The following is a 21,920-nucleotide window of genomic DNA, read 5'->3' as shown; positions in this document are numbered from 1 at the left end:
TTTAAGTTTGCAGTAGCTGGTGTATCTCTTATTACCGCTACTGCAAACTTTTCCCTACGGCCTTGGTGGCGGTGGTGGCGGTCCCGGATGACGCGGCAGATTCACGTGCGGCAAAGTGATGTGCACTCTGCTACGGCGATGATAAACCCTGCGGTGTACTACTGGGCGACGCAAAACAGGGCGGCGTAATGCAGGGCGCGGGCCTGGTGGCTTTGGCGGCGGCGGTGGTAGTTGCCTTACCACAGTAATAGTGGCTGTTTCCTTAACCGCTGCATTAACAGATACTGTTGCTGTAAACACAAACAAGGCTACAGCAATTATTCTGATGATCTTCATGCTATTAAAAGGTTAAATGAGTTGATTATGATAGTTAACCGTTATAGCAAGTTAATGTTTTAATAGGACATTGAAAAACAAGCGCATGTCATTTCTCCTCGTACCTCGTTCGAAATGACATGCGTAACACTTGTCGCTTGTATAAGATTTCTCCCTTCGGTTCGAAATGACAGGTTTTTTATCTATTAAACCAATTCCTTCTTTTTCACATTCACCGGTTGGGGTACTTTTACATAATAGCCTGTACCATCGTAAACACGTTTGCGCGGATGGCTTTGGCAGGCGGGACTACAGCAGCCTTCCAATTTTTCGCCGCAGGTATCGCATTGGGTAAAGTGTTCGTTGCATTCCGGGTTGGCGCAATTGATCATCTTATCGCTAGTGGTACCACAATTGCGGCAGGTAGAAACTACAACCGGGTTAACCGTATTCACATCAACCGAAAGCCGGTTATCGAACACATAACACTTGCCTTCAAAATCCTTACCACCCGTTTCCTTGCCATATTTAATGATTCCTCCGTGCAACTGGTAAACATCATTAAACCCTTCGTGCAGTAACAGCGCCGATGCTTTTTCGCATTTGATGCCGCCGGTGCAGTAAGTTAGTATTTTCTTATCCTTAAATTTTGCCAGTTCGTTGATCTTGGCGGGGAAATCGCGAAAGTTCTCGATATCCAGCGTCACCGCGTTTTTAAAGCGGCCCAGGGAGTGTTCATAGTCCGACCGCACATCAAGGATCACCACATCGTCCCTATCCTTCATCGCCAAAAACTCGACAGGTTCAAGGTGTTTGCCGGTTTGGCGGTTAGGGTCTATCATGTTTGGGTCGCGCAGGCCCGAATGCACAATTTCCGATTTATAGCGGCAGTGCATCTTTACAAATGAAGGCTCGGCTACGTCGTCAATTTTAAAATCGGTTTTGGCAAAGCGCTCATCAGCGTGTATGGCATCCATATATGCCTTACAGGCCTCAACCGTGCCCGAAACTGTGCCGTTCAGGCCCTCTTCGGCTACAATAATACGGCCTACCAGGTTCAGGCTTTTACAAAATTTTAAATGGTCGGCGGCAAATTGCTCCGCATCTGCTATTGTTGAATAACAATAGTAAAGTAGTGTTTGATATTTTTCCATGAACCATTGATACTGCTGCAAACAGCGTTTAATGCGGTGCAAAGATAAATATTTAAGCCGAGACCTGAAAACTGAGCTTAGCCCCTGCGGCTAACACGCCTGCCCTGGGCCTTCAATATCATTTTTATGGCTTCTGCTAATAATCGCTGACCGTCTTCATTTAACACAGGGTTTGCTCTTTCATCATTCACCTCGTACATTATTTGACCGGCCTTATTACGTTCAACATTTAATTCCTCGTCATTCTTCCTGAATTTTAAATAACCATTAGGCGACATATCGACCACCGCTTTGTTGTCTTCGGCAAAACCTATTCGGCCCGTATACTCAACCCGAATTGAATTTTGACCATCGTGTATGGAGATAGTATTGTGCCTCCCCCAATTACAAGATGCAGCGATAAGCGACAGGCTTAACGCTAAAAAAAGTATTTGCAATTTTTTCATGTTTGAATTTATTTAATGATTTAAACAAAACTAATATAAAACATGGTAATATGCAATACATAGTACTATAAATTATTATTTTATTTCATCTGCAATAAAAAAAGGCCGCAAAATTTAATTTACGGCCATTTATATTGGGTTTATTCCAGCTTTTAGTCAATCATCTCAAAACGAGTGTAAGGCACCAGCACTTCAGGTATTTTTATGCCGTTTTCGGTTTGGTTGTTCTCCAGCAATGTAGCCACAATACGCGGCAGGGCCAGGGCGCTGCCATTCAATGTATGCGCTAACTGGGTTTTACCTTCAGCATTGCGGTAACGCAGTTTAAGCCGGTTGCTTTGAAAAGTCTCAAAATTCGATACAGATGATACTTCCAGCCAGCGTTGCTGGGCCGCGCTCCAGGTTTCCATATCGTAAGTTAGGGCCGATGCAAACCCCATATCACCGCCGCACAGGCGTAGTACACGGTAGGGTAAGCCCAACTTCTGCAACAGGCTTTGCACATGTTTGCTCATGCGTTCAAGTACATCGTACGATGTTTCGGGCTGTACTACCTGCACAATTTCCACTTTATCAAACTGGTGCAAACGGTTCAATCCACGCACATGCGCACCGTATGAACCAGCCTCGCGGCGGAAACATGGCGTATACCCACAATTCTTCACCGGCAGTTCGTCGGCCTTTAAAATCACATCCCGGTACAAATTGGTAATAGGCACTTCGGCGGTCGGGATCAGGTATAGGTTATCCAAACCAACAAAATACATTTGTCCCTCTTTATCAGGCAATTGCCCGGTACCAAAGCCCGATGCTTCATTTACCAAAAGCGGCAGCATTACTTCGGCATAACCCGCTTTCTCGGCCTCGTCTAAAAAAAAGCTGATCAATGCGCGCTGTAACTTAGCGCCTTTTCCTTTATAAACCGGGAAACCTGCACCGGTTATCTTTACGCCCAGTTCAAAGTCAATCAGGTTATATTTTGCCGCCAATTCCCAGTGTGGCAATGCATTTGCAGGCAATTGTGGTTTATCCCCATTTTCCAGCACCACTTCGTTTTCTTCGGGCGTTAAGCCTTTGGGAACGCTGCTATGCGGCAGATTAGGCAGTAACACAATTTTTTGTTGTAAAGCCTCATCAACCGCGGCTAATTCTTCAGTGAACTTTTTAATATCTTCTTTCCAGGCGCCGGTTTGACCTTTTAAAGCTTCGGCTTCCTCTTTTTTACCTGTGCGCATCAGCTCGCCAATTTGTTTGGCTGATGCGTTGGCTTTAGACTGCAAGTCTTCGCTGGAAATCTGTAACGAACGGCGTTGCTCATCTAATTTGATGATCTCATCAACCAAACCTGGCTGTTTGAAATTTTTTACAGCCAAACGTTCTAAAACCTGTTCCCTGTTATCGCGGATATAACTAACTTGCAGCATTATTTAATTTTTTAGGCAAAGATATAATTAGTTCATGGTTTATGGTTCATTGTTCATAGCGAAAATTAAACCGTACATCCAAATACCATGAACCATTATCTATGAACCATGAACCCAACCGGCAAACTATACTTAGTACCAACACCCATAGGCAACCTGGAGGATATGACCTACCGGGCCGTCCGTATATTAAAAGAGGCCGACCTGATATTGGCTGAAGATACGCGGACATCGGCACCAATGCTGAAGCATTTTGGGGTTATCGGGCGCGTATTTGCCCACCATCAGCACAACGAGCACCAAAGCAGTAGTGAGATTGTTAAGTTTTTATTGGAAGGCAAAAATATTGCGCTGATATCTGATGCGGGTACGCCGGCAATTTCCGACCCGGGTTTTTTCCTGGTGCGTGAAGCTTTAAAACACGGGATAGCTATAGAATGCTTACCTGGTGCTACGGCATTTGTCCCGGCACTGGTGAACTCCGGCTTCCCCACGGATAGGTTTTGCTTTGAAGGGTTTCTGCCGTTGAAAAAAGGCCGGCAAACCCGTTATAAGGCTTTAGCTGCAGAAGACCGCACCATTATTTTATATGAATCGCCACACCGATTGATGAAAACGTTGGAGGAAATGATTACCTACTTTGGTGCCGGCCGCCAATTATCCGTATCGCGCGAGCTGACCAAGATGTTTGAAGAGACCGTACGTGGAACAGTAGCTGAAGTAAAGGCTTATTACGAAACGCATCCGGCCAAAGGCGAGTTTGTAATATGTGTGGAAGGTGTTTCCGCCAAACCATCGAAAGAAAAAAAGTACAGGGATGAGGAAGAGTAACCAATTTCACTTTCCAAATTGTAACTTTACAGCATACAACGCGCTTCAGCATGTCCGATAAACGCATACCGATACTTACTCATCAGCAAATTCAGCAAAAGCTGGACAGAATTGCTTACCAGATATTAGAAGATAATTTCGATGAAACCGAACTGGTAATTGCCGGTATTTTGCCCCGCGGCAACTTCCTGGCCGCGCGCCTGAAGAAAATATTGGATAAAATAGCCCCGTTCAAAAGCATGCTTATTACCATTGAAATTGATAAAGTAGCTTCTCATTTAACAGCTAAATTGGATACCGATATTGCCGTATGCGCTAATAAAGTAGTGATATTAGTTGATGATGTGTTAAACAGCGGCAAAACCCTGGCCTATGGCTTCGGCGTTTTCCTTGATGTGCCGCTTAAAAAGCTGCGTACAGTGGTCTTAATAGACCGCAATCATAAAAACTTCCCAGTAACTACAGACTATGCGGGAATAGCCCTGTCAACCGTTTTAAAAGAGCATGTAGAAGTAGTGCTAAGCGAAGAAGGCGGCCAGGACGAGGTTTATTTGAGATAATTTACTATTTCACCAGTACTACAACTACCGTATCTAATACCTCCCGGCGGGTTTTCCTGTTCAAAAACTGCGGTTTTAGCATCGATATCCAGTAATTATCGTACGATTTCACCGGTTCGGTGTCCCAGCCCTTTTTAATTAACCCGTTAACAAAATGACTATTCCCGAACAGATAAAATGGTTTTGCCGGGATAGGGCCACGGCCATATGGATCGATCGTTTGTATTTTTCCCCGGATGTAGAAATCGAGCGGAAAATTGTAGGCATCACCGGTTTGCGCTACCGGGTAGTTATGGGTATTCAGGCGGTTTATATCAAACGCCGCCTCGCTGCCAGCCTGATATTTTAATAATGACGGGTAGAACGCCAGGTTAAGATACAGATTGACCACAAACGCTGTAATAACCGTGCGGATAAAGGTTTTGCGGATATCGGTAACGCCCACATGCTTGGGGATAGACATCAGCATGATCAACAACACTATGATGATAATTACCACCGGCCAAATTGGCCCGGCGGGTTTGAAAAAATATTGCAGGGCTACAATTACTCCCAACAGCAATACAATAATTACCGATTGCGCCCGCTGTATCGCGTATCTGCTTTTATTTTCTTGTACGCCCGACAGATAAGCCGCCAATTGAATAGCAAAAAGTGGGAAAACGATATTGAGATAATAAGGGAGCTGAAATTTAGATGCCGAGAAAACCAAAAAGGTAAGTAAAGCCCCACACAGACAAAACCATTGGCTGTTTTTAACATCCTTACTTTGCTTGCGTATGGATTGGTAAATAGCCGCGAATAATAATAACGACCACGGCAAAAAAGCCCAGGCCAGGGTATGCACAAAAAAGAATGGGTCACCGCTGCCTTTTATGGGACCGGTGTTGAAAAAGCGCCCAAATTGGCTATCCCAAAAAAAGAATTTTACACCCGATACGTTGTGCTTATCAAAAACCAGCTTTTCGGGATGCAGATCAAACTGTTGGTACAGGCAATATATCTCGGGTAATATAAAAATCGCGGTAAGCACAATAGCCAGCAGCCAGCGTAAATGAAAAAGCTGCCGCCATTGTTTGGTAATTATTAAATGCCCAACAATAGCGCCCCCGATAGGAATAACGGCAAACATGCCCTTAGTCATAATAGATAACGCGGTGAACACGCAGCCCCACAATAGCTGCCAGTAATTATTCCTGGTATAGGCCCGGTATAAATGATAAATAGCTGCGATGATCAGCCCGGTTAAATACGGCTCGGCACGCACATCATTATTGGATATAATAATGTGTTCGGCTGTCAGCAATATCAATACCGACCATAAGGCTATTTCCTGGTTATACAGTGCCTTAGCGAAACGGTAAGTATAAACCGCACCCATCATTAAAAACAGGATGCCTGGCAGCTTATATGCCCAGGTTTGAAAGCCAAATGCCTCGAAAAACAAAGCGGTAACCCAAAACGGGAAATGGGGCTTATCTAAAAATTCCTTGCCCTGGGCGTACAGATCAATATAATCTTGCCGCTGTACCATGGTTTTGGCAATGCTGGCATAAAAGGTTCCATCCGGACCAATAATAGTGATGAATAACCCGCTGAAATTAACCAGCACTCCCATGCCAATTAAAATATAAAGCCACTTAAAATAAACAGGGTTGGTTTGCGGGTTCATTGCGGGGGTAAAGATAGGGGAATTTAATTTCCCCCAATGTCATTTCGAACGAGGTACGAGGAGAAATCTTCTGCGTTTGGCATATCGCATGTAGAAGATTTCTCCCGCTGGTCGAAATGACATATTAGTGGTATTACTTACAATACTGTGTAATAAACTTATCGGCACGGTCGCTGCCAATATTGCGGATAAATTTCCAGTCGGTACATGCGCCATCCTGATCGCCTTGTTTTAGTTTATCAGCGGCTTGTTGTAGTACGTCGTCAATAAGTTCATCATCGAAACCCAGTTGTTTTTTCAGGGCCAGTATATAGCTTTCTTTGCTGGTATCTGCTTTACCGGCATATTTATTTTCGTAATAATTAGTTACCGCGTTTTCCAGCTCCTGCCGGTTGCGGTAGGCCGTAATGGCTTGTTCGCGGCTCATTTGTGTAGTTGTTGCGCAGCGCGACATATCTGGCTCAAAACGGATGGGGATGGTTAAATTGGCGGCTTCAATGCCGGGCTGTAATATCCAGTGCCCACGGGTCATTTTTACCACGCGCACAGCTTCATCATCCAGGTCGATGCCTAAACCAGGTGAGGCTTTTACCTGGTCTACAGTCCCATTTTTATTAACCCTGAAACTTATCTGTATAGTGGCGCCAATACAGTTCTTTACCGAAAATTCCGGATAAACGATATGGTCTTTCAAAAAGGCAGCAAGTGCTTGTTCGCCGCCTTTAAAGGCGGGCTGGGCAAATACCGCACAACAGCTGAATGACAGGACTATATATAAAACCAAACGTTTCATCATACATAAATATAAACGTTAACAAGTTAATTACATTATAGTTAGCGGCTGATAAACAAAAAAAGCCAACGTAGTAGTTGGCTTTTATATGATGTTATATTGGAACTTTGCTTACCACGATGACATATTAGCGTCCATCCAGTTAATGCGTTGCTGTAAAAAGTCTTTATAGTAAGCCACCTCTTTATCATAGCTGCCCAATACCACGGCATTAGGCCATACATAAGTATTAAGGATAGGCCAGCGTTCAAAGTTTTTTTGCTGAGATAATTTCAGATCAGCTGCAGTTTGGTCTATATCTGTAAATATTTGTTTTACTTCTTTATCTTTTATAGCGGCCCAACGGTTACGCACTTTTATAATAAAAGCGGGGTCCTGCGCTAAGCGAAGAAACCAACCGTCATCCCGGATAAACCAGATACCGGTAGGGTTTTTAGCCACAGTATAATCAATATTTCCACCGCTCAGGTCAAAGTCCCAAACCGGGCCCATGCCTAATTTGCCATTACGGTCCTTATAATAAAATATACTGCTAAACAATCTTGCATCTTCGTTTTGGACTATCTCATTTGTTAAATACCAGTTAACGAACGAATCGCTATTGAGGTATTTTTGATAGCCATTAACAGGGTCGGTAAAGTTTGCGGCATATATAGCGTCTTCCGTATCCTGTATGTATTTTTTAATATAAGCCAGTTGCTTAGCCGTAGGCACATCCGGCGATTTTACTGCAAAAGGATACCCTTTATTTGAATTGAACCATACGTCGGCGTCGCGTTTCTGGTCAAGCTCCAGCAGGTAACCACCCGTGTTATCGGCATCAGTTACGTTTTTATCTGTCAGTTCATTAATATCTACACGTCCTTTATTCACTTCAACCTGTGGGGTCAGTAAATAGTTGCCTACAAAATCACCGTTCAGCACCACTTCTACAAAGCGGCTATCTGGCGCCCAGTCCGACCCAAGCCTGCGGGCCAATAACATGGCTATGCGGTTGCGCATTAAGGTCTTATCATCATAATTAGCCAGTAACACCCAGTTTTTAGCGGCCGTCATACCCAGCATCGAAATTTTTGAGTCGAATTTTACGCGGTAGGGCTTTTTAAGAAATGCGCTTAATGTCCAGGTCGAATTACCGTGCCCGCGTATTTGCATGGTCATGCTCGTCACATCTTGTGGATAGGCCTGATTAGCGTCAATCACTACCTTGCCTTTTACATAAACCTCTTTTGATACGATAGCCGACGCGGATGTGATATACAGGATAGGCAAGCCGGTAAACACCTTAATCTTAACCGTATAAGTGTTTGTAACCCCAGATTTAGAGATAACGCTGAGCGTTACAGGCTTAGTAAAATCTGTAACGGTTACACCGCTTACCTGCAAAGTATCGCCATTTTTAATATTTGTGCCTTTGTTTTTTACCGCGTAGGTCAACGCAAATTTTTTGCCGACCTTATAATCGGGGACAACTGCCGTTATCTCGCCATTGGCGATGGTACAGGTAATATCAGTGGTTATTTTACCAACATTGTTTTTCGCCTCAATTTTAACCGACGTTAAAACGGCGCTATCAACCGTCACTACTGGTGTAACAGGGATAACCTCATCAACCTTAGCGCTTTTTTTACAGCACAAAAATGCTGCGGCAATAAATAAAAACAGGGCGTATTTCTTCAGCATATTTTTTCTCAAAATGAATATTACATCTAAATTGTACATAAATAACCCATGCGGTATTTATCCCACATATGGGTGCCTATCGAAAATTAGCTGTTTTTTGGTAGTGCAATACTTACAATAAACTTCTTTGGGGGTACGAGTTTATCAGTGCGTTGCAATGAACGCTGCAAAGGTAATAATATTTTTAAAAAAATAATTATAATGCTGGTAGCCAGTTGCTTCTTTTATAAATATTCTCCCAGGTTAAAACCAATAGACCGGTCATTCCTTTAGTATATATCTATAGTTTACTTAAATAGATAATTATGTTACTACCATTTGTTTTTGTTGCAATAGCAGTTTTTGTAGTGCTTGCAATTGTGTTGATCGTCAGGAAATCGAAAGGGAAGAAAGAGCTAAACCCCAATGTAGTATCGAAAGACAGGATAAAAGAGAAGCCGGCAGATGAGCAGCAGGATTAAGATTGGCGGCAATGATTAACAAACGAAAAAAGCCTCACATTTCTGTGAGGCTTTGTGGGAGTTACTGGGTTCGAACCAGTGACCCTCCCGATGTAAAATCGGGATGCTTTGAGCCTGCTGAGCTAAATTTTATTAATAAGCTTTTCTATCATTACCCGGCTTTTCCAGGCTTTAATTTGCTTTTCACGTTTAAGCGCATCAGCTTTGTTGGTATATTGTTCTGTGTGTTTTACTGTCCAGTCGCCTGTTTTTCCAGTAAATCCCGCATGATTAGTATTATGCTTCGCAAGTCGTTTCGCAATATCTTCGCACGAACCGACGTAGTATTTATTCTTTGAAATGGAATAAAGTATATAAACAAAATACATCATTAAATATAACGAAAAAAGCCCCACATTTCTGTGAGGCTTTGTGGGAGTTACTGGGTTCGAACCAGTGACCCTCTGCTTGTAAGGCAGATGCTCTGAACCAGCTGAGCTAAACTCCCTTTGTTTTTGTTTTGTCCGGCGGTTAGTGACTCTTCCGATTGAAATCGGAATGCTCTGAACCAGCTGAGCTAAACTCCCGTTTTGGGACTGCAAATATAGGCGTATGAGGTTACTTCGCAAAAAATAATTTAAATTATTTGTAACGGCCTTGTTTTAAGCTATTTGCCCGCTTCAAAAGCACCAAGATCTGGCGCCTTCCCTTTAAAGGCGAAACCAATATCCTCGCCCTTATCAATAAACTGACTGTTTGGTTTTAATTTCATAAAGCCATTATCAGGCAGGTTGCCATCACTTTTGCGCGGGGCTACAAGCAGCTTTTCATCAAGACTTACAAAATCTTCCGCTGTAGCCTTCAGGTTCAAATCGAAATAGTTGTGGCTTATGTCGCATTTGGCGGCATCCAGCATGGTAACTTCGTTGTTGCCTTTGTAGCCCAGGTTGTTGCGCATTTTATGGTTATAGCCGGGTACATCAGCCATTACATCATCGCGCAGGCGGTTCATCATATTAAAATTTACCCCGTTGCGGTAAGCGCTGTTATTATACCAAAAGCTGCCGTTAATGTGGTGGTTAGCATAAAACCCATTAGCTTTATTGCCTACTGCTAAGCAAAACTGTATGGTATTTTGCGGTACTGGATTCGGCACCTCGCTACCCGGACGACGGGCATAACCCCCGGCTTTAAAGCCGTTGCCATCGCCGGCGCTTTTAAAATTGGCATCGAAACCATTATAAAACGCCCAGCAATTTTCAAAGGTAGTGGCTTCGAAGGCGTTAATACAATCATAACCATCGTCGCTGTTAAACCAGGCGCGGCAACCCCTGAAAACATTACCCTTACTGCCAGGCTGGGGGTGGCAGCCAAAGCCATCGGTATTGCCGCCACGCCCATTTTCCGAAAAATCGTCGTAATTACGGTAGGCATCACAATTCAGGATCAGGTTGTCCGACCCGTTCAGTAAATAGAAACCGATGGCCATACCATCGTGCATACTTAGCATTTCATAAATGTTATGGCTGCCATGATTTTCAAAGCATTCGGACTGTGTATGCGTCTTTATAGTAACCTGTACCCCGGTAACTTCAAAACCCTTCAGGTGTATCCACGATCCGGTGACATAAAAGGCTGCCACCCTGAAATTAGCTGGTTTAACAGCCGAATATTCAAACACCGGTTTTTCTTTTGGGTAGGCCAAATAACTAATGTATTTGCCTGGCGCACCACTTTTATCTAAAAAAGTAACGCAGGCATAACCGCGTAATTGCCTGCTTATCTGTTCCTCCTTCATATGGTAAACGCCGCCACGGATATAAACCGTATCGCCGGGGTTAACCAGGGACTGCGCCCGCTGGATAGTGGACAGCGGCTTTTTCAAGGTTCCGGGGTTGTCGTCCTTCCCATCAACTGCTACATAATAAGTTGCCGAAAAGGATGCAAAACAACGCGCAGCAAAAAACAGGGTAAGTAAGGCTAATTTTTTCATTGGTAACTAATTGGTAAGTAAATCTCTATTTTTAACAGCAACCGGGCATCCTGCCGTATCCTGTTCTATCGGTAACAAATATGATAGATGGAAATTTAAATAAGCGGGGATGAGAAGCAAAAGGTATCAAAAATTAAACCGGCCGGTAGGCACACTTTGCGATTTGAGGGGGTAGATAACCACACACGCGGCAATAACCACGCTGCTGATCAGCACAAAATCAAAGTATGATGCCCATGTGGTGCCCCGTTCGCCAAAACCATTTATAAGAATTGCGAACAGTACCAGTAACAAACCTTCGAGCGCTGCCCAGGCTATTAGCTTTTTATTTTTTAATGATGTTTTGAATTCACAAATACGATCAAGCGCGACCTGGAATAAAAACCATAACGGCAACGATAACAACAGGCATTCCAGCAACAAAGTCAAATATCCGCCAAGCGGCAAATAAGCGCCCTCGCCCCGTGACGCAAAAAAATAGATGATATACACATGCGGAACGGCCAGTGCCGAGGTAAGCCATATCCTGAACGAATATTGTAGCGAATTGTAATACATAGGGTTTAGTGCCGTACAAATATAATTAATAAGCTTAATTATATTAAAGCAGAATTACCCGGTGATACATTGATAGTTTGCTAATATTACGCCCGTGCCTGTAATTATTTTGTCCTGCAGTTTTAATCGGGTAAATGGCGTACCCTGGTCAAAAAACCTAAACCCTTCGCCTAAAACTACGGGATGTATCATTAATATCATTTCGTCAACCAAACCATGCTGCATAAGCGAATGCACCAGCAAACCGCTGCCAAAAACAATCAGCGTTTTATCGTGCTCCTTTTTTAGTTTGGCAACAGCCTCGGTCGCTTCGCCTTCCAGCAATATCGAATTCTTCCAGGAATGTTTGTAATTAGGATTTTGTGATGCTACGAATTTCTGAACATCAGTGAGCGCCTGTGTCATTGGGTGTGATGGCTGCCTTACCTGCCAGCCTTCAAAAAGGTCTTCATAAGTTGTGCGGCCAGCCAATAATGACCAGCCACCCGCCATGCTTTTACCTATTATTTGCTGCATTTGCGGGTCGGCGCCAGCCATAGACCAACCACCGTGTTTAAAATTATTGCGGGTATCTTCATCGGCACGCGCCGGTGCCTGATAAACGCCATCAAGTGTTAGGTGTTCTATCACTACAACTTTGCACGGTGTATTTGCCATAACTGATATATTAACAGGTTTTAGTACTATTAACTAATAAGGGCTAATATGGTTTCAAGCTTGGCATTTATACCGCATTTACCGGGCTGCCTGCCCAGTTGGTCCCCGGCGCTAAACGTTCCCCTTTCATAACCAGCGATAATGGTTCGATATGATTATCATTACCCACTTCACTATCGTATAAAATAATAGTGCGCGCGCCAACGTTCACCCGTTCGCCAATTTTTACATAACCAATCTTCATCACCCTGTCTTCAAACAAATGTGTTTGCGGGCCACAATCTTCGTTCATGGCGGTATCGTCGCCAATTTCAATCATATCGTGCTCGGTAAAATCGGTAGTGTTCAGCCAAACGCGTTTCCCTGTTTTCATGCCCATCAGGCGCAGGGCTAAAGGAAGCCAGGGGGTGCCTTGCAGGTATTCAAGTAAAAAGGGAACGGCCAAAGCTTCATAAGTGGTAGTAATAGCCTCGCTACGCCATACTTTCCAGGTCCACATAGGTTTTTGTTCGGCTTTGTATTTGCCTATAAATATCCATTTTAACACCACCGTCAGCAGAAAAGCCGGGATACCCATCAAACCCAGGTAGTAAATAGGGAACCAGAACAGGCCTTCAAAAAAAGATTTATCTACAATAATATCATGCCCATAAGCAATGAACAGGATACTGAAACATATAATGGCGCTTTCGGGTAAAATAATCCGTATAAGCTCTACCATCCCGCGGGCAATTTTGCGTTTCCACGATGGGCGCGATACCAGCGATACATCAAAAGCATTACTTTCCTGCCGGCGGGGTATGGCTATGGCCGGCGAACCGAACCAGTCGCGGGCATTATTATCGGCCATTTGTTCCGGTGTTGGCGGGGTTGATAATACCCCGATCAGCATATCAGAGGGTAATGAATATCCCTGGGGGATCAAGGCGCTGTTGCCCACAAAACTCCGGCTGTTAATGGTAGTTTTTGCCAGCACCAACTGCTGCCCCCGGATGTCGGCTTCGCCAAGGGTTACCGCATCGGCAATAAAAGCATCATCTCCAATCTCCAATAAAGGATGGGTAGCGCTGCTGGCCGTAGATACCTCGGTGTTTTTCCCAACCTTAGCCCCCAGCGCCCTAAAAAACGTACCAATATAAACCGTAGCATAAATAGGGTGCATTACCACCAGGCTTAGGCTCATCAACTGGTCGGTAAACCATTTACGCACATAAAACCAACTATAAACGGGATACTTGCCGGGTTTAACTTTATACTGCAGCAAACGGGTCAGTAAAATAGTTTCAGCAGCAAACAAGGCAATGTATAATGCCGCCAGCGCAGGCACATTTACCAGGTAATTAAAGTTATAATCGGGCGCAGCATTATCAAGGTTGTTTACCGTAATAATGGTTGGGATAAGCGGGGTCAGTATAATGAACGGGAACGCGAATACCGATAGGGCAAACACCAGCTTATAACGGCGCATGGTACCTTCGCTAACCGGTATAGGCTGCGGCATATCGGCTAAGCTTTTAGTTTCTTTTAGCACCGCTGGGCTGCCCTGCCATACCTCACCGGGTTTAATCGTTTTTCCTGCCTGCAAATAACTCAGGTCCTGCAATTCCGCCCACTCCTCCATCACAGCGCCGCCGGCAATTAGTGCGCTGCTGCCAATGTAGGCATGATCTCCCAGGCTAATGCGGCGCAACTTCAACCACCCATCTTCTACATAAGCGTTGTTCAACGCCACGCCCGAACTGATGCTGACATCGGCCCCGATGGTTAACAGGTCTTCGGCGCCAATGGTTAGATTGCTCAATTGCGCATCGGGCGCAACTTTTACGCCCATCCACCGCAGGTAAACGGGGTAAAGCGGCGTACCGGTTAAAAACTGGACCGGCAATAAGTTCTGTAGTGTCCGCACAAACCACCAGCGGAAATAGTAACTGCCCCAAAGCGGATAATCGCCTTCCTTCATACGGCCTATCAGCATCCATTTTGACGCGATGGCTATTAACGTAAAAAATGGCGGGATAAGGCAAAATAGGCCAAGGGCTGTACCAATAGCGTATACTTTGCTTTCCATGTCCTGTTCTATATAGTAATAGCCCAGGTAGGGGATAAACACCTGTATGGCAAACAGCCCGTATATGATCATCAGCGATAGCGTTTGCGCAGCCCAGCAGGTATAATAGCGCCAGCTTTTCACTTTATTAAACTCGCGCGGTTGTTGTTCGGCAATAACTTTTTCCTCCCAGTTGGCGGCCAATACTTTTAGAGGGCGGTGCATGTACACATCCTTTAACGATGCCTGCGGCATGCCGGCATCCCTGCGCAGGCGCGATACAAAAGCCGCGGCCAGTAGCGAATGCCCACCCAGATCGTTAAAAAAGTCTTGTTCGGGGTCGATAGTTTTACCAGGGAATATTTTGTTAAGCACGGCATAAAAACGCACTTCAATTGGCGCGTTCATATCCAGTGTATCGTCCGTGGCAATATCGTCAAATGCCGATAGTTGTTCGGGTACAGGCAAGGCCTTGCGGTTAATTTTACCGCTGGGCATGCGGGGCATCTCGGGCAGGGTTACAATTACCGATGGCACCATGTACGATGGCAGTACTTTTCCTAACTCTGCGCGTATCAAATTTTCTTCCACACAAAGCATGTCCTTCAGCACAATATAACCCACCAGATGCTCCTGGTCGCCGGCGTCTTTTTTCACGGCTACCACCGCCGATGAGATACCGTCGATAGCGTTTAGGCGCACTTCAATCTCACCCAACTCTATCCGGTAGCCGCGCAGTTTTATCTGGTCGTCAAAACGGCCCTGCAAATCAATGGTGCCATCGGGTTTTATCAGGGCGGCATCGCCGGTACGGTATATTTTATCGCCGGGCATATCGGTTAACCCGGCAGGTTTATCTACAAATTTCTCACGGGTTAGCTGCGGCAGGTTCACATAGCCTTCGGCCAGTCCGGGCCCGCTGATAATTAATTCTCCCTGCTCGCCTTGTGGTACCTGGTTCAGGTTTTCATCTACTACTGCAAGGTTATAATTTGGCAATGGGTCGCCAATGGTAATTTCATCCCCAGGGTGCAAACGGGCTATGGTTGCGGTCACCGTGGTTTCAGTGGGGCCATAGCTATTGTAAAACGCACGATTAGGATTAGCGCCCCATCGGTTCAATACCTGTTTAGTACAAGCCTCGCCGCCCGCGTTTATTAACCGCAGCGTGGGGATATTATCATCCATAACCGCCAGTAAACTCGGCACAGCATGTAATATGGTAATGCCCTGTTGCTTTAATATATCAGCCAGTTCGTCGATAGATTTTGATGTGGTATTATCGGCAACCCAAATAGTGGCGCCGGCTAAATAACTTATCCAGGTTTCTTCGCACCACATATCAAACGATACCGAGAAGCCCTGGTAAACACGGTCGGCAGCAGTAATGTTAAACACACTTTGCTCGGCCCTTACCAAATGGCAAATATTGCGATGACTGATAGGTATTCCCTTAGGTTTGCCGGTACTGCCGGATGTATACAGTACATACGCGTTATTTTCGGGTATAGGGCCGTCACTGATCGCTACCAGCTCATCGCCGGATGGCATTGGTATTACCGTAAAGATAGGGCAACTTAAATTCAGCAAGTCTTCGCTAAAGCAAGCTGCGGCACCTACTTCAGTCATTACCAGTTCCACCCGTTCGGCTGGTTGTTCGCGGTCTATGGGTACATAAGCTGCTCCCACTTTTATAATACCCAATATGGCTGCATGTAGTTCTACACCGCGTTTATGCCATATGCCAATTTTATCGCCGGGGATAATCCCATTTTGGATAAGAAAGTTCGCTATGGCATCACTCCAGCGGTCAAGTTGCGCGTAAGTAATACTTTTATCTTCAAAAATAAGGGCAATGTTAGCGGCATATGCTATGGCGCTTTGCCTGAACATTTGCGCCAGGGTTTCATCACGTAACAGGTCGGGGCGAACATCACCACAGATAATACCGGTATGGGTTGCCAAAGTTAAAGCAGGGTTCACTTAGGGGAAATAATTAGGTTCCTGGTTAGGACACTCAATACTAAGGAATGTTTAACAGGAAAACTATTTTTAATGAACAGAAAAGCGATTCTTCACTAAAAATTCATTTTTTCAGGAAATTACATCGCTATATTTTTTCCTATCCGGGGATCTTCAGGCAATATTTCCATTTCAGGGAAATCAATATAGCCCGCGTACCACTGTATGGCATCAATTACGTCGAGCGCATCGTCAGGGGTAACGTTAATGGTTTCAAAAGCATATAATTTACCATGGGCATAACCATATAACTGTATCTCGTTAGTGTTCGGATCAAAGCGGTCCTTATCAATACAAAATACATTAACCTTTAACCCAGTATCCCGCGAGTGTATAACGTCCCGACAAGGGTTTTTCGGGTCGGTAGCTAACAGATATACATTGTGATCCATAATAAAAGTTAACAAAGCTTATAGCAGTTGGTTTCTATTATCTCAGTTATTTATAAAACATCATGCCCCATCCGCTATAAATTATTGATTAATAACATTTCCCATGAGTTAAAAAATACTCGCTTTGGGGAAGTAATTCCCATGGGGTATTAAGTATTCCTCAATTAAATGGCTGTTTTGGCTAAAATAGCCCGGGTTATTTAACTGGCATAACAATTGGATTAGATTTAATGCCCTCCAAAGGGCTGTTTTTCATAGGTAGATGTAGGGCCGGAATTAACTGCGAGAGTTGATCCGGTCTTTTTTTTGATACCTTGTCCCGCCTGTGGATTATTTATCAGTATACAAGTCTGCATTGCTGTTTCTTAATATCACCACCAAGCAATTTAACATTCATATTGTACAACCAATATAACAAAACTATACCTTTGAGTTATCATAAATTTAATAACGATGAAAGAAATATCAGTACAGGAGTTAAAAGATAAAATTGACAACGGCGAGGATTTTCAGTTAGTAGATGTACGCGAAGACTTTGAATATGAGATGTCGAACCTGGGCGGCACGCTGATACCGTTAGGCGGCATATTAATTGAAACCGATAAAATTGAGAAAGACAAACCTGTGGTGGTAATGTGCCGCAGCGGCAAACGCAGCGCAGTAGCTATTATGCAGTTAGAGGCGCAGGGCTTTACTAACTTATATAACCTGCAAGGTGGCATTACCGCCTGGGCGCAGGAGATTGACCCAACTATGCAAGTATACTAATGGGCGTAAAATTATTTTTAAACGTGCTATATACTATTGGTATATTTATATGCGCGGTTATTGCCTATTGGGGTTACCAGCATGCACGGTACGAGTTTATTATGGGTGGCATATTTGTAGCCGCCCTGTTTATTATACTTAAAATAAAACTACTGAAGGATTTAAAAAACCCTCAGAAATAACCTTAACCCCTTAAATTATGTTTATCGCAATTTTGGGGATCATTGTGCTGATTGTTGGCATGGTGCTCCGCCGTTCGCCCGAACCCGGCAGCCGTTTTGGCGGCATAGCCGTTTCTGTTGGTGTAGTGCTTTTTGTACTTGGCCTTTTGTTATCGTGTTTTAAAACTATTGAACCCGGTAAAGTAGGCGTACAGGTGTTGTTCGGCAAGGTGCAGGACAATGTTTTGGAAAGCGGACTTCACGTGATCAATCCGCTGGTTGATGTTACTACCTTCGATATCCAAACCCAGAATTACACTATGAGCGGCACCCATAACGAGGGGGATGTACAGGGCGACGACGCTATCCGCGTATTATCATCCGATGGATTAGAAGTAACTATCGACCTGTCCGTGCTGTATAACGTTATCCCTTACAAAACACCTTTTATTATGCAAAATATCGGTGTCGATTTTAAGGATAAAATTGTTCGTCCGGTTACCCGCACCGCCCTGCGCGATAATGCAGTGGCTTACCAGGCAGTCGATCTTTATTCAACCAAACGCCAGGAATTCCAGAATAAGATCAACAGCACTATCAGCAAAAATTTTGAGCAGAATGGTTTACGGGTGCAACAAATACTGGTGCGCAACATCAGCCTGCCCCAATCGGTAAAAGCCAGTATCGAATCGAAAATAAACGCCGAGCAGGAAGCACAGAAAATGCAGTTTGTGCTGCAAAAGGAACGCCAGGAGGCCGACCGGAAGCGTGTAGAAGCGCAGGGTATTGCCGATTATCAAAAGATATTAAGCACAGGTCTGTCCGACAAGCAATTGCAGTACGAGGCTATAAAAGCACAAAAAGAAATTGCCCTATCGCCAAATACCAAGGTGATTATAATGGGAGGCAAGGGTAACCCGATAATGCTTAGCGATAAATAAAATTTATTTCACCACCCCGCGTCATTGCGAGGAGTGAAACGACGTGGCAATCCCCGGCTTACAGAGCAGCTCTGCTTATTGGGGATTGCCACGCTACGCTCGCAATGACATGATTAAAACACAAAAGCCCGATGCAAACACATCGGGCTTTTGTTATTTCGGTTGGTAACTACCTCTAATCACCAATTAACTAATCACTATTTAGCAATACTGCTCAAACGCGCCGATCAGGTTATCGGCTATCATTTGTGCCGGGCGGCCTTCAATTTGGTGGCGCTCTATAATGTGCACTAATTTGCCATCCTTAAACAATGCCATTGATGGTGACGACGGCGGGTATGGCAACATATAAGCACGGGCTTTATCAACTGCATCTTTTTCCATACCGGCAAATACGGTTACCAGTTTATCGGGGTGCTTTTCGTTAGCGGCAGCCATACGTGCTGCGGGGCGCGCGTTAGCAGCAGCACAACCACATACCGAGTTTACCATCACAAATACAGTTCCTTCACTTTCAATGGCCTGGGTTACAGCTTCCGCGTCTTTCAATTCGGTAAAACCAACTTTGGTCAATTCTTCCCGCATTGGGGCTACTAAATATTCTGGGTACATCATTTTTTATGCTCTTTTTTTACAAGTACAAAAATATTAAAAATATATCCAATAAACTTTTTTACCCGAATTATAACATTATGCTGACCTTTTCCGTTTAACTTGAACCTTGACCAACGTGCGTAACAAACACAACGGTTAAATTGTTTTTAAACTATTGATTTAATTATTGCATGAACTTGAAACAGATGTATTTGAGGAGGAATTTTTTTACGAAAAAGTCATCGCAGCAACCCTTAGCTGATACTATCCACATTAAGACTAAAAATCTTAAGCGATTAAAAACATTAACCGGCATAACCCTTTTAGGCGCCGTAACCCTGTTTAGCATTGTGATAAACCTATCGCATAAAACCGAAGAGCAGGCTAACGAAAAAGCACAACTGGTAGCGCAGATCAATTCGTTGCATCAGCAACTGGGCCAGGAAGCAATGGCGCTTGATTCGGTAAACAACAAGCAGCAATCCAGTGATGAAAAGGCCATGACCTATATTGGCAGCATTGAGCAAAAGCTGACTAAAATTAATAATTACCTAAGTAAGCGCGGTTTGCATGGCTTTAGTTTTAAGCATATTGCCCCTGCAAAAAAAAACGACAGTAAAGAGGCCACCGCGCAGATCTATTCAAAATACGATAGCTATCTGACACGTTTGGTTAACAACGTGGCTTTTATGCCTATGGGCTACCCGCGGATGAGCGCTTTTACATCGTTTTTTGGTTATCGCGGCAACCCGTTTGATTTTGGTAACAGCGAGTTTCATCCCGGTATTGATTTTCGCGGCAAAACTGGCGACCCGGTTAAATGTACCGCCAACGGCACTGTAGAATCGGCCGGGCCAAATGGTGGTTATGGCAATTGTATCCGCATTAAACACATTAACAACCTGGAAACCCTATACGGGCACCTATCGCATATTAATGTGCACCCCGGTCAGAAAGTTAGTGTGGGCGACGTGATTGGCAAAGTCGGATCAACCGGCCGTTCAACCGGCTCGCACCTGCATTACGAAGTGCGCCGCAACGGTAAGCCTGTTAACCCTAAAGAATATCTGACGCTGAATTAATATCAATACAGCTATGCATATACCATTTCATACCAATTGAATATGGATTTTTAATACGAGGTTATTATATTGCACCTCCTAATTGTATTTGAATGAACGCTAAACGAAAAGATGTAAGTACTGTAATTATTCTGAATAAGAACCAGCATGGTACTAAAACCCTTCAGATCAAAACAAAGCATATTAGCAGGTTTAAACATTATGTTTTAGGCGTATTAGGCATAATTATTTGCCTGTCGGGCACCATAATTTACCTGAATAAGCAAAACCAAAAGCAGGAACAGGAAAAGCAACGACTAATGGCACAGATAGTTAGCCTTAAAGGGCAGCTGCCTGTAAAGGAAGTTAACAAAGCCGATAAAGATAAAGAAACCGCCCAGTCATACATCCAGGCTATTGAAAACAAACTGCAAAAGATCAACGGCTACCTGCGCAAACGCGGCTTGCCGGGCTTTTCAACCAAAAGCGTAGGCGGCAATGGCGATACCGAATCGGCTAAGCTGACCGATAAAGAAAAATATTCGCTGTATGATGAATATCTGGGCAGGTTAACCAAAACTATGGCCGCTACGCCCCTGGGTTACCCGCGCATCAGTTCCTTCACTTCGTTTTTTGGTTATCGCAGTGATCCGTTTGATAATGGCGCTGCAGAGTTTCACCCCGGGATTGATTTTAAAGGCCAAAAAGGCGATGGTGTAAAATGCACCGCTACAGGTACGGTAGTTTTTGCCGGCTGGTTTGGCGGCTATGGTAAATGCATCCGCATACAGCACATTGGCGGACTGGAAACCTTATACGGGCACCTTTCGCGTATTGAAGTAAAGGTGGGCCAGAAAGTAGAAGTTGGTGACAGAATAGGTGCAGTGGGTTCAACCGGCCACTCAACCGGTGCGCATTTGCATTATGAAGTACGAAAGAACGGCAAACCCGTAAACCCGGTAAAGTACCTTACTGTGAACAGTTAAATTATCCTACATAGCATTTATGGCCCTTTTTAAAAAGAACGGAAGCGTGGAGTTAGATCAGCAGACCATATCGAGCATCGTGAGCGAAGGTTGCGTAATTGAAGGCAACCTAAATGCCCCGGCATTTGTGCGTATTGACGGGCAGATAAACGGGAATGTAACTATTGAACAGGGTTTGATACTGGGCGAAAAAGGGAACATTCAGGGCAATGTACAAACCAAACAAATGGTGGTTTACGGCCATATTGATGGAGATATTACTACTGACGTATTAGAAATTCGCAGTACGGGTAAAATAACCGGCAAAATAACCACAGCCCGGATACAGGTTGATGCTGGCGCCGTGTATAACGGCAGCCTGAGTATGGCTTAATTGGCCATTGGTCATTTCGCAGCGCTGTCATTAGCGCATTGTAAATGAC

The 21,920-nt window shown here is 44.3% G+C and carries 23 protein-coding genes and 1 tRNA gene; 9 read left to right on the top strand and 15 right to left on the bottom strand.

Annotation, left to right across the window (positions count from 1 at the left end; all coding sequences use genetic code 11):
* Positions 1-54: 54 nt before the first annotated feature.
* The 4 genes from IRJ18_RS19925 to serS all read right to left on the bottom strand — a co-directional run bounded on the left by IRJ18_RS19925 (position 55) and on the right by serS (position 3,339).
* Positions 55-336, bottom strand: coding sequence for a hypothetical protein (locus IRJ18_RS19925; RefSeq protein WP_194108038.1), 282 nt, complete (start codon positions 334-336; stop codon positions 55-57).
* 185 nt (positions 337-521) lie between these two features.
* Positions 522-1,469: an oxygen-dependent tRNA uridine(34) hydroxylase TrhO gene (gene trhO / locus IRJ18_RS19920; RefSeq protein ID WP_194108037.1), complete on the bottom strand. Its 948-nt coding sequence runs from the start codon at positions 1,467-1,469 to the stop codon at positions 522-524.
* A 77-nt stretch (positions 1,470-1,546) separates the two neighbouring features.
* The gene (locus IRJ18_RS19915) at positions 1,547-1,915 is read right to left on the bottom strand and encodes a hypothetical protein (RefSeq protein ID WP_194108036.1); all 369 of its coding nucleotides are present in this window, start codon (positions 1,913-1,915) and stop codon (positions 1,547-1,549) included.
* A 152-nt stretch (positions 1,916-2,067) separates the two neighbouring features.
* Entirely contained in the window at positions 2,068-3,339 is a 1,272-nt protein-coding gene (gene serS / locus IRJ18_RS19910; RefSeq protein WP_194108035.1) for a serine--tRNA ligase, read from the bottom strand.
* A gap of 108 nt (positions 3,340-3,447) precedes the next feature.
* On the opposite strand from serS, the gene rsmI reads away from it, so the two are divergent.
* Positions 3,448-4,170 (top strand): 16S rRNA (cytidine(1402)-2'-O)-methyltransferase, encoded by a 723-nt coding sequence (gene rsmI / locus IRJ18_RS19905; RefSeq protein WP_194108034.1) that lies wholly within the window; start codon positions 3,448-3,450, stop codon positions 4,168-4,170.
* 50 nt (positions 4,171-4,220) lie between these two features.
* A complete protein-coding gene (locus tag IRJ18_RS19900; RefSeq protein WP_194108033.1) occupies positions 4,221-4,730 on the top strand; it encodes a phosphoribosyltransferase family protein in 510 nt (169 codons plus the stop codon).
* Positions 4,731-4,734: 4 nt separating this feature from the next.
* Here IRJ18_RS19900 and IRJ18_RS19895 read toward each other — a convergent pair whose 3' ends face one another.
* The 3 genes from IRJ18_RS19895 to IRJ18_RS19885 all read right to left on the bottom strand — a co-directional run bounded on the left by IRJ18_RS19895 (position 4,735) and on the right by IRJ18_RS19885 (position 8,878).
* Entirely contained in the window at positions 4,735-6,402 is a 1,668-nt protein-coding gene (locus tag IRJ18_RS19895; RefSeq protein WP_194108032.1) for an ArnT family glycosyltransferase, read from the bottom strand.
* Positions 6,403-6,535: 133 nt separating this feature from the next.
* On the bottom strand, positions 6,536-7,198 hold the full coding sequence (locus tag IRJ18_RS19890; RefSeq protein ID WP_194108031.1) for a TonB family protein: 663 nt from the start codon (positions 7,196-7,198) through the stop codon (positions 6,536-6,538).
* A 108-nt stretch (positions 7,199-7,306) separates the two neighbouring features.
* Positions 7,307-8,878 carry a CotH kinase family protein gene (locus IRJ18_RS19885; protein WP_194108030.1) on the bottom strand — a complete coding sequence of 524 codons (1,572 nt, stop codon included), beginning with the start codon at positions 8,876-8,878 and terminating at the stop codon, positions 7,307-7,309.
* A gap of 305 nt (positions 8,879-9,183) precedes the next feature.
* On the opposite strand from IRJ18_RS19885, the gene IRJ18_RS19880 reads away from it, so the two are divergent.
* Complete coding sequence (locus tag IRJ18_RS19880) at positions 9,184-9,339, top strand: hypothetical protein (RefSeq protein ID WP_194108029.1); 156 nt, start codon at positions 9,184-9,186, stop codon at positions 9,337-9,339.
* A gap of 122 nt (positions 9,340-9,461) precedes the next feature.
* Here the strand turns inward: IRJ18_RS19880 and IRJ18_RS19875 are convergent, their stop codons facing one another.
* The 7 genes from IRJ18_RS19875 to IRJ18_RS19845 form a co-directional block, all read right to left on the bottom strand.
* Positions 9,462-9,710 (bottom strand): GIY-YIG nuclease family protein, encoded by a 249-nt coding sequence (locus tag IRJ18_RS19875; RefSeq protein WP_194108028.1) that lies wholly within the window; start codon positions 9,708-9,710, stop codon positions 9,462-9,464.
* A gap of 41 nt (positions 9,711-9,751) precedes the next feature.
* Positions 9,752-9,826: transfer RNA gene (locus tag IRJ18_RS19870), tRNA-Val, on the bottom strand.
* Positions 9,827-9,985: 159 nt separating this feature from the next.
* Complete coding sequence (locus IRJ18_RS19865) at positions 9,986-11,311, bottom strand: right-handed parallel beta-helix repeat-containing protein (RefSeq protein ID WP_194108027.1); 1,326 nt, start codon at positions 11,309-11,311, stop codon at positions 9,986-9,988.
* Between the two features lie 126 nt (positions 11,312-11,437).
* Complete coding sequence (locus IRJ18_RS19860) at positions 11,438-11,869, bottom strand: hypothetical protein (RefSeq protein WP_194108026.1); 432 nt, start codon at positions 11,867-11,869, stop codon at positions 11,438-11,440.
* A gap of 54 nt (positions 11,870-11,923) precedes the next feature.
* Positions 11,924-12,526, bottom strand: coding sequence for a dihydrofolate reductase family protein (locus IRJ18_RS19855; RefSeq protein ID WP_194108025.1), 603 nt, complete (start codon positions 12,524-12,526; stop codon positions 11,924-11,926).
* Between the two features lie 67 nt (positions 12,527-12,593).
* Positions 12,594-16,556 carry a Pls/PosA family non-ribosomal peptide synthetase gene (locus IRJ18_RS19850; protein ID WP_317174111.1) on the bottom strand — a complete coding sequence of 1,321 codons (3,963 nt, stop codon included), beginning with the start codon at positions 16,554-16,556 and terminating at the stop codon, positions 12,594-12,596.
* Positions 16,557-16,675: 119 nt separating this feature from the next.
* Positions 16,676-16,987, bottom strand: coding sequence for a hypothetical protein (locus IRJ18_RS19845; RefSeq protein ID WP_194108024.1), 312 nt, complete (start codon positions 16,985-16,987; stop codon positions 16,676-16,678).
* Positions 16,988-17,440: 453 nt separating this feature from the next.
* On the opposite strand from IRJ18_RS19845, the gene IRJ18_RS19840 reads away from it, so the two are divergent.
* The 3 genes from IRJ18_RS19840 to IRJ18_RS19830 are packed head-to-tail and all read left to right on the top strand — an operon-like array spanning position 17,441 to position 18,857.
* Positions 17,441-17,755 carry a rhodanese-like domain-containing protein gene (locus tag IRJ18_RS19840; protein WP_194108023.1) on the top strand — a complete coding sequence of 105 codons (315 nt, stop codon included), beginning with the start codon at positions 17,441-17,443 and terminating at the stop codon, positions 17,753-17,755.
* On the top strand, positions 17,755-17,937 hold the full coding sequence (locus tag IRJ18_RS19835; RefSeq protein WP_194108022.1) for a DUF6358 family protein: 183 nt from the start codon (positions 17,755-17,757) through the stop codon (positions 17,935-17,937). Before IRJ18_RS19840 ends, IRJ18_RS19835 begins: the two co-directional genes overlap by 1 nt.
* 17 nt (positions 17,938-17,954) lie before the next feature.
* The gene (locus tag IRJ18_RS19830; protein WP_194108021.1) at positions 17,955-18,857 is read left to right on the top strand and encodes a prohibitin family protein; all 903 of its coding nucleotides are present in this window, start codon (positions 17,955-17,957) and stop codon (positions 18,855-18,857) included.
* A 201-nt stretch (positions 18,858-19,058) separates the two neighbouring features.
* Here the strand turns inward: IRJ18_RS19830 and IRJ18_RS19825 are convergent, their stop codons facing one another.
* Positions 19,059-19,469 carry a BrxA/BrxB family bacilliredoxin gene (locus IRJ18_RS19825; RefSeq protein ID WP_194108296.1) on the bottom strand — a complete coding sequence of 137 codons (411 nt, stop codon included), beginning with the start codon at positions 19,467-19,469 and terminating at the stop codon, positions 19,059-19,061.
* Between the two features lie 194 nt (positions 19,470-19,663).
* Between IRJ18_RS19825 and IRJ18_RS19820 the strand changes: the two genes are divergently transcribed.
* The 3 genes from IRJ18_RS19820 to IRJ18_RS19810 all read left to right on the top strand — a co-directional run bounded on the left by IRJ18_RS19820 (position 19,664) and on the right by IRJ18_RS19810 (position 21,871).
* Positions 19,664-20,533 (top strand): M23 family metallopeptidase, encoded by an 870-nt coding sequence (locus IRJ18_RS19820; RefSeq protein WP_228072963.1) that lies wholly within the window; start codon positions 19,664-19,666, stop codon positions 20,531-20,533.
* Positions 20,534-20,625: 92 nt separating this feature from the next.
* Complete coding sequence (locus IRJ18_RS19815) at positions 20,626-21,498, top strand: M23 family metallopeptidase (RefSeq protein WP_194108019.1); 873 nt, start codon at positions 20,626-20,628, stop codon at positions 21,496-21,498.
* 19 nt (positions 21,499-21,517) lie between these two features.
* Entirely contained in the window at positions 21,518-21,871 is a 354-nt protein-coding gene (locus IRJ18_RS19810) for a bactofilin family protein (protein WP_194108018.1), read from the top strand.
* Positions 21,872-21,920 lie beyond the last annotated feature (49 nt).

Source organism: Mucilaginibacter boryungensis (assembly GCF_015221995.1).
GTDB lineage: Bacteria > Bacteroidota > Bacteroidia > Sphingobacteriales > Sphingobacteriaceae > Mucilaginibacter > Mucilaginibacter boryungensis.
This window is presented reverse-complemented; position numbering and strand designations above follow the sequence as displayed.

Excerpts from the sequence above, each read along its gene's own strand:
- trhO (WP_194108037.1), bottom strand. The coding sequence starts at position 1,469 with ATGGAAAAATATCAAACACTACTTTACTATTGTTATTCAACAATAGCA.
- IRJ18_RS19810 (WP_194108018.1), top strand. The coding sequence starts at position 21,518 with ATGGCCCTTTTTAAAAAGAACGGAAGCGTGGAGTTAGATCAGCAGACC.
- IRJ18_RS19880 (WP_194108029.1), top strand. The coding sequence starts at position 9,184 with ATGTTACTACCATTTGTTTTTGTTGCAATAGCAGTTTTTGTAGTGCTT.
- serS (WP_194108035.1), bottom strand. The coding sequence starts at position 3,339 with ATGCTGCAAGTTAGTTATATCCGCGATAACAGGGAACAGGTTTTAGAA.
- IRJ18_RS19895 (WP_194108032.1), bottom strand. The coding sequence starts at position 6,402 with ATGAACCCGCAAACCAACCCTGTTTATTTTAAGTGGCTTTATATTTTA.
- IRJ18_RS19830 (WP_194108021.1), top strand. The coding sequence starts at position 17,955 with ATGTTTATCGCAATTTTGGGGATCATTGTGCTGATTGTTGGCATGGTG.
- IRJ18_RS19925 (WP_194108038.1), bottom strand. The coding sequence starts at position 336 with ATGAAGATCATCAGAATAATTGCTGTAGCCTTGTTTGTGTTTACAGCA.
- IRJ18_RS19900 (WP_194108033.1), top strand. The coding sequence starts at position 4,221 with ATGTCCGATAAACGCATACCGATACTTACTCATCAGCAAATTCAGCAA.
- IRJ18_RS19845 (WP_194108024.1), bottom strand. The coding sequence starts at position 16,987 with ATGGATCACAATGTATATCTGTTAGCTACCGACCCGAAAAACCCTTGT.
- IRJ18_RS19875 (WP_194108028.1), bottom strand. The coding sequence starts at position 9,710 with ATGATGTATTTTGTTTATATACTTTATTCCATTTCAAAGAATAAATAC.
- IRJ18_RS19825 (WP_194108296.1), bottom strand. The coding sequence starts at position 19,469 with ATGTACCCAGAATATTTAGTAGCCCCAATGCGGGAAGAATTGACCAAA.
- IRJ18_RS19835 (WP_194108022.1), top strand. The coding sequence starts at position 17,755 with ATGGGCGTAAAATTATTTTTAAACGTGCTATATACTATTGGTATATTT.
- IRJ18_RS19860 (WP_194108026.1), bottom strand. The coding sequence starts at position 11,869 with ATGTATTACAATTCGCTACAATATTCGTTCAGGATATGGCTTACCTCG.
- IRJ18_RS19915 (WP_194108036.1), bottom strand. The coding sequence starts at position 1,915 with ATGAAAAAATTGCAAATACTTTTTTTAGCGTTAAGCCTGTCGCTTATC.
- IRJ18_RS19890 (WP_194108031.1), bottom strand. The coding sequence starts at position 7,198 with ATGATGAAACGTTTGGTTTTATATATAGTCCTGTCATTCAGCTGTTGT.
- IRJ18_RS19885 (WP_194108030.1), bottom strand. The coding sequence starts at position 8,878 with ATGCTGAAGAAATACGCCCTGTTTTTATTTATTGCCGCAGCATTTTTG.
- IRJ18_RS19865 (WP_194108027.1), bottom strand. The coding sequence starts at position 11,311 with ATGAAAAAATTAGCCTTACTTACCCTGTTTTTTGCTGCGCGTTGTTTT.
- rsmI (WP_194108034.1), top strand. The coding sequence starts at position 3,448 with ATGAACCCAACCGGCAAACTATACTTAGTACCAACACCCATAGGCAAC.
- IRJ18_RS19855 (WP_194108025.1), bottom strand. The coding sequence starts at position 12,526 with ATGGCAAATACACCGTGCAAAGTTGTAGTGATAGAACACCTAACACTT.
- IRJ18_RS19840 (WP_194108023.1), top strand. The coding sequence starts at position 17,441 with ATGAAAGAAATATCAGTACAGGAGTTAAAAGATAAAATTGACAACGGC.
- IRJ18_RS19815 (WP_194108019.1), top strand. The coding sequence starts at position 20,626 with ATGAACGCTAAACGAAAAGATGTAAGTACTGTAATTATTCTGAATAAG.